At 75.6% G+C, this 13950-nt stretch carries 13 protein-coding genes; 6 read left to right on the forward strand and 7 right to left on the reverse strand.

What is annotated here, in order from left to right:
* The first annotated feature begins 22 nt into the window (after positions 1-22).
* On the forward strand, positions 23-2041 hold the full coding sequence (locus ACI78Z_RS10965; protein WP_457036562.1) for a protein meaA: 2019 nt from the start codon (positions 23-25) through the stop codon (positions 2039-2041).
* On the opposite strand, the gene ACI78Z_RS10970 is transcribed toward ACI78Z_RS10965, so the two are convergent.
* Positions 2038-3063: a Gfo/Idh/MocA family protein gene (locus tag ACI78Z_RS10970; protein ID WP_457036563.1), complete on the reverse strand. Its 1026-nt coding sequence runs from the start codon at positions 3061-3063 to the stop codon at positions 2038-2040. The genes ACI78Z_RS10965 and ACI78Z_RS10970 overlap by 4 nt on opposite strands.
* Before the next feature lie 23 nt (positions 3064-3086).
* Positions 3087-3815, reverse strand: coding sequence for a YqjF family protein (locus tag ACI78Z_RS10975; protein WP_457036564.1), 729 nt, complete (start codon positions 3813-3815; stop codon positions 3087-3089).
* Positions 3816-3870: 55 nt separating this feature from the next.
* Here ACI78Z_RS10975 and ACI78Z_RS10980 point away from each other — a divergent pair, with 55 nt between their 5' ends.
* Entirely contained in the window at positions 3871-4644 is a 774-nt protein-coding gene (locus tag ACI78Z_RS10980; protein ID WP_457036565.1) for an enoyl-CoA hydratase-related protein, read from the forward strand.
* A 209-nt stretch (positions 4645-4853) separates the two neighbouring features.
* Positions 4854-6200, forward strand: coding sequence for a dicarboxylate/amino acid:cation symporter (locus ACI78Z_RS10985; protein ID WP_457036566.1), 1347 nt, complete (start codon positions 4854-4856; stop codon positions 6198-6200).
* A gap of 57 nt (positions 6201-6257) precedes the next feature.
* Here the strand turns inward: ACI78Z_RS10985 and ACI78Z_RS10990 are convergent, their stop codons facing one another.
* Positions 6258-7109 (reverse strand): hypothetical protein, encoded by an 852-nt coding sequence (locus ACI78Z_RS10990; RefSeq protein WP_457036567.1) that lies wholly within the window; start codon positions 7107-7109, stop codon positions 6258-6260.
* 78 nt (positions 7110-7187) lie between these two features.
* Here ACI78Z_RS10990 and nucS point away from each other — a divergent pair, with 78 nt between their 5' ends.
* The 3 genes from nucS (at position 7188) to ACI78Z_RS11005 (ending at position 10062) form a co-directional block, all read left to right on the forward strand.
* Positions 7188-7859, forward strand: a complete 672-nt coding sequence (nucS, locus tag ACI78Z_RS10995) for an endonuclease NucS (RefSeq protein WP_457036568.1) — start codon at positions 7188-7190, stop codon at positions 7857-7859.
* A 111-nt stretch (positions 7860-7970) separates the two neighbouring features.
* Positions 7971-9752, forward strand: coding sequence for a 3-hydroxyacyl-CoA dehydrogenase family protein (locus ACI78Z_RS11000; protein WP_457036569.1), 1782 nt, complete (start codon positions 7971-7973; stop codon positions 9750-9752).
* Between the two features lie 73 nt (positions 9753-9825).
* A complete protein-coding gene (locus tag ACI78Z_RS11005) occupies positions 9826-10062 on the forward strand; it encodes a hypothetical protein (RefSeq protein ID WP_457036570.1) in 237 nt (78 codons plus the stop codon).
* A 69-nt stretch (positions 10063-10131) separates the two neighbouring features.
* Here ACI78Z_RS11005 and ACI78Z_RS11010 read toward each other — a convergent pair whose 3' ends face one another.
* From ACI78Z_RS11010 to ACI78Z_RS11025, 4 genes are all read right to left on the reverse strand, one after another.
* On the reverse strand, positions 10132-10752 hold the full coding sequence (locus ACI78Z_RS11010) for a class F sortase (RefSeq protein ID WP_457036571.1): 621 nt from the start codon (positions 10750-10752) through the stop codon (positions 10132-10134).
* Between the two features lie 10 nt (positions 10753-10762).
* On the reverse strand, positions 10763-11614 hold the full coding sequence (locus ACI78Z_RS11015) for a DUF4397 domain-containing protein (protein WP_457036572.1): 852 nt from the start codon (positions 11612-11614) through the stop codon (positions 10763-10765).
* Between the two features lie 85 nt (positions 11615-11699).
* Positions 11700-12557 (reverse strand): hypothetical protein, encoded by an 858-nt coding sequence (locus tag ACI78Z_RS11020; RefSeq protein ID WP_457036573.1) that lies wholly within the window; start codon positions 12555-12557, stop codon positions 11700-11702.
* Positions 12558-12658: 101 nt separating this feature from the next.
* Positions 12659-13930, reverse strand: a complete 1272-nt coding sequence (locus ACI78Z_RS11025) for a hypothetical protein (protein WP_457036574.1) — start codon at positions 13928-13930, stop codon at positions 12659-12661.
* Positions 13931-13950: the final 20 nt, after the last annotated feature.

Consider the following 13950-nt stretch of genomic DNA (forward strand, 5'->3'; position numbering starts at 1 on the left):
AACGCCCCTACACTCCGCGGGCATGCCGTTCCCTTCAACGCCGAAGGAGCGCGACCGCCCCTGGGTCATGCGCACCTACGCCGGCCACTCCTCGCCGGCCGAGTCGAACGCCCTGTACCGGCGCAACCTCGCCAAGGGGCAGACCGGCCTGTCGGTGGCGTTCGACCTGCCCACCCAGACCGGCTACGACCCCGACGACGAGCTCGCGGTGGGCGAGGTCGGCAAGGTCGGCGTGCCGGTCACCCACGTCGGCGACATGCGCGCGCTCTTCGACGGCATCCCGCTCGACGAGATGAACACGTCGATGACGATCAACGCGACGGCGATGTGGCTGCTGGCGCTCTACCAGGCCATCGCCGAGGAGCACGGGCACGACGTCGGCAAGCTCGCCGGGACGACGCAGAACGACATCATCAAGGAGTACCTGTCGCGGGGGACCTACGTGTTCCCGCCCGGGCCCTCGATGCGCCTGATCACCGACATGGTCGCCTACACGGTGACGGCCATGCCGAAGTGGAACCCGATCAACATCTGCAGCTACCACCTGCAGGAGGCGGGGGCCACGCCGGTGCAGGAGATCGCCTACGCCATCTCCACCGCGATCGCCGTCCTCGACTCGGTGCGTGACTCGGGCCAGGTGCCGCAGGAGCGCTTCGGCGAGGTCGTCGCGCGCATCTCCTTCTTCGTCAACGCGGGCGTCCGCTTCGTCGAGGAGATGTGCAAGATGCGCGCCTTCACCCGGCTCTGGGACGAGCTGACGCGGGACCGCTACGGCGTCGAGGACCCCACGCACCGCCGCTTCCGCTACGGCGTCCAGGTCAACTCGCTCGGGCTGACCGAGGCGCAGCCGGAGAACAACGTCCAGCGCATCGTGCTCGAGATGCTGGCCGTCACGCTCTCCAAGGACGCCCGCGCCCGCGCCGTGCAGCTGCCGGCGTGGAACGAGGCGCTCGGCCTGCCCCGCCCGTGGGACCAGCAGTGGTCGCTGCGGATGCAGCAGGTGCTGGCCTACGAGACCGACCTGCTCGAGTACGACGACCTGTTCACCGGCTCGGTCGTCGTCGAGCAGAAGGTGACCGAGCTCGTCGAGGGCGCCCGCGCGGAGATCGCCCGGGTGCAGGAGATGGGCGGTGCGGTCGCCGCCGTGGAGTCCGGCTACATGAAGGGCCGGCTGGTCGCCTCGCTCGCCGAGCGCCGCCGCCGGATGGAGAGCGGCGAGGACGTCGTCGTCGGCGTGAACCGGTTCGAGGGCACCGAGCCCAACCCGCTGCTCGCCGACCTCGACGCGGCGATCCAGGTGATCGACCCGGCCGTGGAGGCCGCGGCCTGCGAGTCCGTGCGGACGTGGCGGGCCGAGCGCGACCCGGAGCCGGTGCAGAAGGCGCTCGAGCGGCTGCGCCGGGCCGCCGGCACCGACGAGAACCTGATGGACGCCACCCTGGAGTGCGCCCGCGCCGGCGTGACGACGGGGGAGTGGGCCGGCGTGCTGCGCGAGGTCTTCGGCGAGTACCGGGCACCCACCGGGGTCGCCGCGGCCGCCGGTGGCGGTGAGGCCGACCGGACCCTGGCCCACGTCCGCGAGCGGGTGCGCGCCACGGGCGAGGAGCTGGGCGGGCGGCTGCGCTTCCTGGTCGGCAAGCCCGGCCTCGACGGGCACTCCAACGGCGCCGAGCAGATCGCCGTCCGCGCCCGTGACGCCGGCTTCGAGGTCGTCTACCAGGGCATCCGGCTGACCCCGGCGCAGATCGTCAGCGCCGCGGTCGAGGAGGACGTGCACGTCGTCGGCCTGTCCGTGCTGTCCGGCTCGCACCTGCAGGTGGTGCCGGCCGTGCTGCGCGGGCTGCGCGAGGCCGGCCTGGACGACGTCCCCGTGGTCGTCGGCGGCATCGTGCCCGACAGCGACGCCCGCCGGTTGCGGGAGCAGGGCGTGGCCCGCGTCTTCACGCCCAAGGACTTCGGGCTGACCGACATCATGGGCCAGATCGTCGACGTGGTCCGCGAGGCCAACGGCCTCGACGACCGGGTCCCCGCCGCCCGCTAGACCGTCACGACGACGCCCTCGGTGGCGCTGCGCCGGGCGGCGTCTAGCACCGTGGCGGTGGCGACGGCGTCCCGCGGGTCGACCGGCACCGGCCCCTCACGACGGACGGCGGCGGCGAAGGCCGGGTAGAAGGTGTCCCAGCGCCCGCGCTCGGTCGGCACCACCACGCCCTCGTCGCCGCGGCCCAGCCGGCCCCAGCGCTCCCGCGGCTCGGCGCCCCAGCGCTCGCCCAGCGTGGCCGGTGTCTGCCCGGCCAGCAGCGCGGCCTCCTGCCCGTCCATCGGCCCGCCGACGACGTAGGCACCCTCGGTGCCGGCCACCCGGAAGCGGTCGCCGGGTGCGCCCTGGCTCCAGCTGCCCCACAGGTGCGAGCGGGCGCCGTCGGCGTGGGTGAGCGCGACGAAGACGTCGTCGTCCAGCCCGCTCTCGCGCAGCTGCCACTCGGCGTAGACGCTCGTCACCGGGCCGAGCAGCACGAGGGCCTGGTCGACCAGGTGGCTGCCGAAGTCCAGCAGCGTGCCGCCGCCCGCGGCCGGCGGGCCGGGCTCGGGGTCGAACCGCTCGAACCGCGACTCGAACCGGGTGACCCTGCCCAGCCGGCCGGCGTCGGCCAGCGCGCGGACGGTGCGGAAGTCGGAGTCCCAGCGGCGGTTCTGGTACGGCGCGAGCGGCAGCCGGCGGGCGGCGGCGAGCTGCACCGTCTCGTACGCGGCCGCGGCGTCCAGCGCGAACGGCTTGTCGCACACCACGGCGAGGCCCAGGCGGAGGGCCTGCTCGGTCAGCGGCGTGTGCGTGTCGGCCGGGGTGGAGATCGCCACGGCCTCGGCCCCGGCGTCGGCCAGCTCCTCGAGGGAGCCGAAGGTGCGCAGGCCGGGGTGCTCGACAGCCACCCGGGCGCGCCGCTCCGTCGAGGTGGTGACCACGCCGAGGAGGTCGACCTCCGGTGCGGCGGCCAGCAGGGGGGCGTGGAAGTACCGGCCGCCGAAGCCGTACCCGACCAGTCCGAAGCGCACGGGGTCCATGCCGCGATCATGCCCTGCCCGCGTCACCGCACTCGGGGCCCGAAGCGCACGTCGACGCCCGGGGAGAACAGCACGCTGTCGGGCGCGCCGCGGACACCGGGCAGCCCGGCGGCCGCCAGCAGGTCCTGCTCGCACGCGACGAGGTCGGCGGCGTGCAGCGGCCAGGCCGGGTGCTCGTTGGGCCAGTACGCCAGGCGGCCGGACGCCGTCTGGTGCAGCCCCCACCGGCCGGTCAGGAAGGCGGCCAGGGGAGGGGGGTCCGTGAGTCGGGCGCCCACCCGGACGACGACCCGCCCACCCGCGCCGCGCGGGCCGGGCCAGCGCCGGCGGGACGTGTAGGTGACCAGGTCGCCGTCGCGCCGCACCCGCATCCGCGCCCAGCAGTAGGGCAGCCCCGCGACCCAGCGGGCGACCAGGACCGGCAGCAGCCGGTCGGCGTCCAGCGACCGGAACACCACGCCGCGCCGTCCCCGGTCGTCGACCGAGTACAGCCGGACGTTGGTCTCGGCGAAGGACCCCGCCCACGGCAGGCCCGGCGCACCGAGCAGACCGATCCGGCGCATCCGGAACGGGACCAGCCCGACGTACGTGGCGCCGTCCAGCACGTCGGGCCGGGCGCCCGGGGGCAGCAGCGGCGCGACCACCGCCGGGTCCACCGCCCAGTGCAGGAAGGCGACGTCGCGCCAGCCCTGCGTGAACACGGTGCGCCCGGCCGGCCGGGGCGCCGTCCCGGTGACGGGCTCGGGTTCCACACCCCGAGCCTGCCAGCCCGTTGCCACCCGTCGCTCTGCGTGGTGTGGTCGGCCCATGACTGCACAGGGCGCACCCCGGGTCGAGCGGGACGGCGACGTCGTCACCCTCACGATGTGCCGGCCGGCCAAGCGCAACGCACTGTCCCGCGACCACCTGACCCAGCTGCTGGCCGCGGTCACGGAGGTGGGGGAGAGCGACGCCGCCGGGCTCGTCATCGCCGCGGAGGGGCCGGTGTTCAGCGCCGGTCACGACTTCGCCGACGTCGCCGGCCGGCCGGTGACCGAGGTGCGCAGCCTGCTGCAGCTGTGCACCGAGCTGATGGAGACCCTGCACGACGTCCCGCAGGTGGTGCTGGCCCGGGTGCACGCCCTGGCGACCGCGGCCGGCTGCCAGCTGGTGGCCTCCTGCGACCTGGCCGTCGCCGCCGAGTCGGCCGGCTTCGCCGCCCCGGGCGGCAAGGGCGGCTGGTTCTGCCACACCCCGATGGTGGCCATCGCCCGCGACATCGGCCGCAAGCGGGCCATGGAGCTGGCCCTGACCGGTGACGTCATCGACGCCGCGACCGCGCTGGACTGGGGCCTGGTCAACCGGGTGGTGCCCGACGCCGAGCTCGACGACGCGGTCGCCGACCTCATGGGCCGGGCCACCCGCGGCTCCCGGGCGAGCAAGGCCTGGGGCAAGCAGACGATGCACGCCCAGCTCGGCCGGCCGGAGCGGGACGCCTACACGACCGCGGTCGAGGTCATGGCCGCGGCCAGCCAGCTGCCGGGGGCGGTCGAGGGCATGTCGGCGTTCCTGGAGAAGCGTCGTCCGGTCTGGACCGACTGAGGAAGGACCCGGTCCTCTCGGCCGCCGTCCGGGTGAGAGTGCACACACGCGGGACGAGTGGGCGCCGGGACGGCCTTGTCCCTGCGTGCACAACGTGTGGGGGCTGACGCGACGACGCGCCCTGGACTTCGGCCGGATGACGACCGCCGGCTGTTGACGCCACGCCGCGCCCGTCGTCCCCCTCGTACCGAACCCCGGAAGGCACCTCCGTGCTCGCTCGTCTCCGCCGCGTCCCGTTCGCGGCGCAGGTCCTCCTCGCCCTCGTGCTGGGCGTCGCCCTCGGGCTCGTCGCCCGGGACATGGGTCCCGTCGCCGACAGCACCCCGAACTGGCTGACCAGCACGCTCCAGACCGTCGGCAGCACCTTCGTCACGCTGCTGAAGGTCCTCGTCCCGCCGCTGATCGTCACCGCCGTGATCGTCAGCATCGCCAACCTGCGGCAGGTCTCCAACGCCGCCCGGCTGGCCGGGCAGACCCTCCTGTGGTTCGCGATCACCGCGCTCATCGCGGTCTCCCTCGGCATCGGCCTGGGCCTGCTCACCCAGCCGGGCCGCAACAGCTCGGTCGACGCCGCCGCCCAGGCCGCGCCCGAGACCACCGGGTCCTGGTGGGACTTCCTCACCGGGCTGGTGCCCGCCAACATCCTCGGTCTGCAGTCCTCGGCCGAGGGCGGCCTGTCGTTCAACGTGCTCCAGCTGATCGTGCTGGCCGTGGCGATCGGCGTCGCCGCGCTCAAGGTCGGCGAGCCCGCCGAGCCGTTCCTGGCGCTGACCCGCTCCGCGCTGGCGATCGTCCAGAAGCTGCTGTGGTGGGTCATCCTGCTGGCCCCGATCGGCACCGTCGGCCTGATCGGCAACGCGGTCGCCAGCTACGGCTGGGAGTCCCTCGGCTCGCTCGGCGTCTTCGCCGGTGCTGTCTACGCGGGCCTCGCCCTCGTGCTCTTCGTCGTCTACCCGGTGCTGCTGAAGCTGCACGGCCTCTCGCCGCTGCGGTGGTTCGCCGGGGCCTGGCCGGCCATCCAGCTGGCCTTCGTCTCCCGCTCCTCGATCGGCACCCTGCCGGTGACCGAGCGGGTGACCGAGCAGGACCTGGGGGTGCCGCGGTCCTACGCCTCCTTCGCCGTCCCGCTGGGCGCGACGACGAAGATGGACGGCTGCGCGGCCATCTACCCGGCGCTGGCGGCGATCTTCGTGGCGCAGTTCTTCGGCGTGGACCTCGGTCTCACCGACTACCTGCTCATCGCGCTGGTGTCCGTGGTCGGCTCGGCGGCCACCGCGGGCGTCACCGGCGCGGTGGTCATGCTGACGCTGACCCTCTCCACCCTCGGCCTGCCGCTCGCCGGCGTCGGCCTGCTCCTCGCGATCGACCCGATCCTGGACATGGGCCGCACCGCGGTGAACGTCGCCGGCCAGGCGCTGGTGCCGACGATCGTGGCCAAGCGCGAGGGCATCCTCGACGTGGCTCGCTTCCGGTCGGGCCGCCCGGCCGAGCCGCTCGCGGCCGTCGAGGAGACCGGCGGGGTGGACGCCGACCTGCGTCAGCCCGCCACCGTGTAGCCGGGCACCCGCATCTGCCGGCCCGGTCCTCCGCATGGGGGCCGGGCCGGCGGCGTCTCAGCTGCCGAGCTCGGCGCAGCCGGTCTCGTGCGGCAGCAGCGGGCGCAGGGTCAGCAGCCACCGGCTGCCGTCGCCGGCGACCCACGGCGTCAGGGTGGTCGCCGACGCCGCCGCGGCCAGGACCGCACCGGCGTCGTCCCCGCGGGCGACGACGCAGGACAGGCCCAGCCCGCCGGGCAGCGGCTCACCGGGCAGCGGCGGGCCGGGCCAGGCGGCCTCCGGCTGCTCCAGCGCGGGGTCGGCGGGCGGCGTCCACGGCGTGACGACGGCGGCCACCGCCTCGGCCTCGTAGGGCTCCGGGCCGGTGGCGCCCAGCGGCTCGGGCGAGGTCAGCACGCCCAGCAGACCCAGCAGCTCCCCGCGCGCGGCCTGCTGCTCGGGGGTGAGCCCGCTGTCCCCGGGCAGCTCGAACAGCGCCTCGACCTCGCGGACCGCCGTCCCCTCGTCGGTGACGAGGGTGAACCGGGTGGCCGGGGCGTCGGCGACCGGCGGGCTGCCCAGGTCCCCGCTGCCGGTCACGCCGGCGGCGACGGCGCGGTCGACGACGGCCTGCACGCCGTCGGCGTCCAGCCGCCACACCTGCAGCGGCGGCAGCGCCGGCGGCGGGTAGATCTCGATCTGCGCGCCCGGAGCGACGACCCGGCCGTCGCCGTAGACGGTGACCAGCGGCAGCCGGGCGGCCTGCGCCTCGGGCGTGGTGAAGCCGCCGACGTGCTCGACCTCCAGCACCAGCCGGCCGGGTCCGGCCGGGACCGGCGTCGGCCGGGTGGCGGCGTCGCCACCGGAGCCGGCGCACCCGGCCGCCAGCACGAGCAGGGCCAGGACGGCGGGCAGCGGGGCGCGTCTCACGCGGCCAGGATGCCGTGCCGCGGCGGAGGCACCCGTGGCTCCCGGCCGGTCGTTGCCGGTTCGGTACCGTCGGACCCCGTGCGCCTGGTCATCGCCCGCTGCTCGGTCGACTACGTGGGGCGGCTGACCGCCCACCTGCCCATGGCGTCGCGGCTGCTGCTGGTCAAGGCCGACGGGTCGGTGTCCGTGCACGCCGACGACCGCGCCTACAAGCCGCTGAACTGGATGACCCCGCCGTGCTCGTTCCGCGACGAGCTGGTCGACGGCTCCGGCACCTGGACGGTCACCAACAAGGCCGGCGAGCAGCTGATCATCACCATCGAGTCGGTGGAGCACGACAGCTCCCACGAGCTCGGCGTCGACCCGGGCCTGCAGAAGGACGGCGTCGAGGCCGAGCTGCAGCGGCTGCTGGCGCTGCACGTGGAGACCTTCGGGACCGGCTGGTCGCTGGTCCGGCGCGAGTACCCGACGGCCATCGGCCCGGTGGACCTGCTGTGCCGCGACGCCGCTGGCGGCACCGTCGCGGTCGAGGTCAAGCGGCGCGGCGAGATCGACGGCGTCGAGCAGCTCACCCGCTACCTCGAGCTGCTCAACCGCGACCCGCTGCTGGCGCCGGTGCGCGGGGTGTTCGCCGCCCAGGAGATCAAGCCCCAGGCGCGGGTGCTGGCCGGCGACCGCGGCATCGAATGCCTGACCGTCGACTACGCCGTCCTCAAGGGCACCGACGACCCCTCGCAGCGGCTGTTCTGAGCGTTACCGGTCGGTAGCCCGGCCTTCGCGGGCTCGTCCGCGGGTGCGAGACTCCCCCCGATCGCGGACGGGGCGCCCGGGGCCGGGTGCCGGCGCAGAGGAGATGGCAGCGTGGCCAGAGAACTGACCGAGGTCGGCGTGGTGGGGCTGGGCACGATGGGCGCCGGCATCACCGAGGTGCTCGCCCGGGCGGGCCTGTCGGTGACCGCCGTGGACGTCGACGAGGCAGCCGTGGCCCGCGGGCGGGAGCACCTCGAGCACTCCACCGGCCGGGCGGTCCAGCGCGGCAAGCTCGACTCCGCCGACCGCGACGCCATCCTCGGGCGCATCCGGCTCAGCACGTCGCTGGAGGACCTCGCCCAGGCCGAGCTGGTCGTGGAGGCCGTGCCCGAGCGGCTGGAGCTCAAGCGCGAGATCTTCGCCGCGCTGGACAAGATCTGCCCGCCGGACACCATCCTGGCCACGAACACCTCGAGCCTGTCGGTCACCGAGATCTCGGTGGCGACCGGGCGGCCGGGCAAGGTCATCGGGATGCACTTCTTCAACCCGGCGCCGGTCATGAAGCTGGTCGAGGTGGTGCGGACCGTCGTCACCGAGCCGTCGGTGGTCGAGGACGTCGAGGCGCTGGCCGCCCGGCTGGGCAAGGTCGACGTCACCATCGGCGACAAGGCCGGCTTCATCGCCAACGCGCTGCTGTTCGGCTACCTCAACCACGCGGTCTCGATGTACGAGAACCGCTACGCCAGCCGCGAGGACATCGACGCGGCGATGCGGCTGGGCTGCGGCCTGCCGATGGGCCCGCTGGCGCTCATGGACCTCATCGGCATCGACACGGCCTACGAGATCCTCGAGACGATGTACCGCCAGTCGCGCGACCGGCTGCACGCGCCCAGCCCGGTCATCAAGCAGATGATGACCGCGGGCCTGCTCGGCCGGAAGTCCGGCTGCGGCTTCTACACCTACGCCGAGCGGGACTCCGCCGAGGTCGTCCCCGACGCCCGGACCCCGGCCGAGGGCAGGGCCGCCGAAGGCGCCCGCGAGGTGTCCACGGTCGGCGTCGTCGGCTCCGGGACCATGGCCACCGGCATCGTCGAGGTGGTCGCCAAGGGCGGCTACGACGTCCGCTTCGTGGCCCGCTCGCCGGAGAAGGTCGAGGCGGTGCACCGGGAACTGGCGAGGTCGCTGGAGAAGCAGGTGCAGCGCGGCCGGCTCGACGAGGCCACCCGCGACGAGGTGCTCGCCCGGGTCAGCGGGACGACGGTCCTCGACGAGCTCGCCGACCGCGACCTGGTCATCGAGGCCGTGGTCGAGTCGCTGCCGGTCAAGGAGGCGCTGTTCGCCAACCTCGGCGAGATCGCCAGGCCCGGTGCGGTGCTGGCCACCACGACCTCCAGCCTGCCGGTCATCGAGTGCGCGAAGGCCAGCGGCCGGCCCGAGGACGTCGTCGGCATGCACTTCTTCAACCCCGCGCAGGTGATGAAGCTGGTCGAGGTCGTCTCGACGATCTCCACCGCGCCCGACGTGGCGGCGACCGCGCACGCGGTGTCCCAGCGCCTGGGCAAGCACGCGGTCTCCTGCACCGACCGGGCGGGGTTCATCGTCAACGCGCTGCTGTTCCCGTACCTCAACGACGCGGTGAGGATGCTCGAGGCGCACTACGCGACCGCCGATGACATCGACGCCGCCATGAAGGTCGGCTGCGGCTACCCGATGGGTCCGTTCGAGCTGCTGGACGTCGTCGGCCTGGACGTGTCGCTGGCCATCGAGCGGGAGCTCTACACGGAGTTCCGCGAGCCCGGCTTCGCGCCCGCCCCGCTGCTCGAGCACCTCGTCACCGCCGGGTACCTGGGCCGCAAGACCGGCCGCGGGTTCCGGGACCACGCGCGCCGCTGAGCCGGTGCCCCGCCGGAGTGGACGGAAGGGGTCGCGGCCTGCGGGCCGGGACCCGTTCCGCCGTCCCGAGGCGGTGGAGGAGGCCTCCGACGGCGACTGGGTGGTGCGCCGGCTCACCGGCGCCGCCAGCGGCAAGACCTACCGCTGCCCGGGCTGCGACCAGGAGATCCGCCCCGGGACGCCGCACCTGGTGACCTGGCCGGCCTATCCGCGCGACTCCGACCTGGACGCCTGGGACACCGAGTCGGCCGCTGACCGGCGCCGGCACTGGCACGCGCCGTGCTGGGAGTCCCGGGGCCACCGCCGCTGAGCGACGTCCCGGCGGCTTCCGCGGAAACTGCCGCCCGAGGTCCGGCGGTCTCCGCGGAGACCGCCGGGCTCAACGGGTGAGCACCGCCGTCGCCACCACGTTGTCGAGGTAGCTGCGCGCGGCGCGGTCGAACTCGCCGCCGCAGGTCACCAGCCGCAGCTCCGCCCGCGGGGTGGGTCCGTAGACCGCCTCGGTCGGGAAGTCGCTCTTCGGGTACCGGCCGACCCCGGTGACCGCGAAGCGCACCGTCGTCCCGTCCGCGCGGTCGACGAGCACCTCGTCGCCGGGGGCGAGCTCGCGGAGGCGGGCGAAGACCGCCGGCCCGTCGACCGAGTCGACGTGCCCGGCCACCACCGCGGGACCGACGTCGCCCGGAACGGCGCTGCCGGCGAACCAGCCGGCCCGGGCAGAGTCGTCCGGGGGCACCAGGGCGCCGGCGGCGTCGGTGCCCAGCCGCAGCAGCTCGCTGTCCACCCCAAGGGCCGGCACGCGCACGCGCACCGGCGCCGCCGCCGTCCGCTCCGTGCCCCGCTCGGCGACCACCGGCGCGGTGGCGGAGATCCCGGCGGCGGCCGGCGCCGGGGCACCGGAGGACGGCAGCGCGACGGCGCCGGTGGCCACGACCGCCAGCGCGAGCAGCCAGCGGACCAGCGGCGGCACCCGCCGCCGCGGGCTCCGGTGGCGACCCACGGGCGGGACCTCAGGACCGGGTGGCGTGCCGCGCGGCACCGCGCCGCGACCACCGGACCAGCAGCAGACCGGTCAGCGCGGTGAGCCCGACGACGCCGCCGACGACGGCCGGCTCCGGTGCCCCGGCCGCGGTGCCGCCCGCCCCGGTCTCGACGCCGCCGGTCGGGACCACTCCGGCACCGGCCGCGTCCAGGACGGTGCGCACGGTCAGCCCGCCCTCGGGCCGGTCCAGGACGAACGCGCTGTAGACCGAGCCCGCGGCCAGGTCGAGCGGGAGCTCGGTCGGCTCGCCGTCCACGGTCACCTGCAGCTGCCCGGCGCCGCCGGGCACGGGGGTGTACGCGCCCGCCTCGGCGAAGGCCAGGCCGGTGGCGAGGTCGGTCCCGCCGGCGGAGGCGTCCAGCACCGGCGCGTTGGCCGCGGCGGACACCACGCGCACCCGGGCCCGACCCGCCGGCGGGGGCGCGAGGTCGTCCTCGAGCACTTCCAGGCCCAGGTCGGCGAAGCGGCCCACCCCGGCGACGGTCCGGGCGCTGTCGCTGCCGACCTGCACGGTGGTGGAGAGGACCGGCGGGGTGGCCGGGTCCGCCCCGGCCTCGCGCATGCTCACCGTGTAGACGCCCTCGGGCACGTCCTGGTAGTCCGAGATGGTCCCGTAGCCGACGCCGGGCACCGTGAGCAGCGCCGTCCCGTCACCGGGATCGGCGACCGAGTCGACGTACACGTCCACCGCCGGGGTGTCCGGGGACAGGTGGGCCAGCCGCAGCAGCCCGGTCTCGGCGGCGCCGGCCCCGATGGGGGTCACGAGCACCGTCCCGGCGGTCAGCGCGGTGACGGCCAGCACGCGGGTCCAACGGGCCACGGTTCCTCCAGCGGGTCTGGAAAGGGCCGGTCCCCGGCCCTGACCCCCATTCGCGCACCCTTCGCGACTCCTGTCCAACCGAGCGTCACGGGGAGACCTCGGCGACCAGCGCGTCGGGGTCGGACGCGTAGCGGTAGGACAGCAGGACGCCGTCCGCGGTGACCTCGACGCGGTCGGGGGCGAACGGCGGCAGCTGCGCCTCCAGCCAGGCCTGCAGCGGCTCGGTCGCGGGCTGCCCGGTCCCGACCGGCGCACTGCCCACGGCAGCGAGCAGCACGCTGCGGGCGGGCCCCTCGGCCTCGTCGGTCCGCGGGAAGACGGCGATCCCGAGGCCCTCGCGGGCGGTGAGCACCGCCAGCAGGGACAGCAGCCGCATGTCGACGTCGGCCGACCGCAGCACCGCGGCGGCCGCCTCGGGGGCGCGCGTGGTGGGGTTGGCCAGCACCGCCGCGGCCAGCGCCTGCCGGCGGTCCAGCTGCTCGGGCGTCGTCCGGCCGGGGGAGGGGTCGACCACGGTGAGCCGGCCGAAGCGGGCGACGCCCCGGCCGCCCGCCTGCGGCTCGGCGTCGGTGACGGTCAGGACCAGGTCGCCGGGTCCGGTCGGCTCCTCGCTGCCCACCAGGTCGCCAGGGGCGCCGGCGGTGAGCAGGTCCCCACGGACGTCGTCCTCCGGGCGCAGCCGCGCGCGGTCGGGCAGCTCGCGACCGGCCCACTCCAGCAGGGCGGCGGCGTCCGGGGAGGGTGCCGCCCCGCCGGTGGGAGCGGTCCCGGGGGCAGCGGTCGACCGGTCCGCCCGGTCCCCGCCGAGGACGAGGGCGACGACGGCCGCGGCGAGCACCGCCACGAGCGGGACCGCGACGACGACCGTACCGTGCCGGCCGTGCAGGAGGGCGGCGAGCCGTGCGCCGGGGCGGGAGCGGTGCCGGGCACGGCGGGTGGGCACTCCGCCTCCTCGCCGGCGTCCGTGGACGGGCTCGCCCGCGGGACGCCGGTGTCCCGCGGGCGGCGGTGCGCTGCCCCGCTACCGGGGGAGGGCGACCGGGTTCAGCGCCGGCCGGGCGTGACCGGCCGGCTGCCGGTGTCGGCGTCCTCGGGTCGGACCGCCGGCTGCACCAGCGTCGGGGGGTCGACCCGGGACGGCGTCGTGGCGGCCGTGCTGCCGGTCGGGACCGGGCGCAGCTGCTGGGTCGTCTGCGGGTCCGGCGTCGCCTGCTGCGGCATGGCGTCGGTCGCGGGGGTCACGGCCGGTTGCGTCGGCGGGGCCGGCGGTCGGGTGGGCTGCCGGGCCGCGGCTGCCTCACCGTTGCCCGACGGCGGCTCGACCGGGCGCTGCGCCGGCTGCGGAGCGGTGGTCGGGCGCACCACCGGCTGCTCGGTGGTCACCGGGCCGACCGGTGCCTGACGGGACTGCTCGTCACGGGCGGGCTCGGACTGGGCCTGCGGTGAGCGCGGGGTGGGCTGCGGGCGGAGCGGCGCCGGCGCGGGGGGCCGGGGGCCGGCCTGCGCCTCGGGCCGGCGGTCGCCGAGGTCGGGCAGCCGCTCGAGCAGCCGGCGGGCCTCGACCAGCCGGCCGGCGAGCTCGTCGCGCACGGCGCGGATGGCGGCCGCGGCGGCCTCGGCGTCGGTGACCAGCTGGGTGGCGTGCTTCTCGGCCGCGGCGACCCGCTGCCGGGCGGCCTCCGCCGAGGAGCGGTCGCGCTCCTCCTCCAGCCGCGCGGCCTCCTGCCGGCGCGCCCGCTGGGCGATCTCGAAGTCCTCCTCGACCTTCGCCCGCCGGGCCTGCGACTCGGCGTCGAGCCGGGCGACCTTCTCCTGGGCCTTGGCGACCAGCTCGTCGGCGCGGATCTGCGCCTTGCTGGCGATCTGCTCGGCGTTCTGCCGGGCCTCGGCGATCATCCGGTCGACCTCGGCCTGGCCGGCAGCGTGCCGCTCGTGCATCGCCCGTTCCTCGGCCGCGGTGTGCTCCCGCAGCGCCTGGGCCTCCTGCTCGGCGGAGCGGCGGATCTCCGCGGCCTCCTCCTCGGCCAGCCGCAGCATGTGCTGGATGCGCTCGCTGAGGTTTTCGAAGGTGGTCGGCCCGGAGGACGCAGCCTTGCGTCGGAGCTGGTCGATCTCCCCGTGCAGCGCCGAGAGCTGGCCGGCGAGGTCGGCCGAGCGGCTCATCGCCGCGTCGCGGTCGGCCAGGGCGACCTGGATGTCGGCCTCGAGGCGCTCGATCGTCTCGGCCACCTGGTGCCGGTCGTAGCCCCGGAGCACCACGTCGAACGAGTGCTGGGCCTCGCGCATCGGCAGCATGTCGCGGCGGGGATCGGTCATGCGGTCATCCTCGCAGAGTC

The sequence above is a fragment of the Geodermatophilus sp. SYSU D01176 genome (assembly GCF_054050015.1).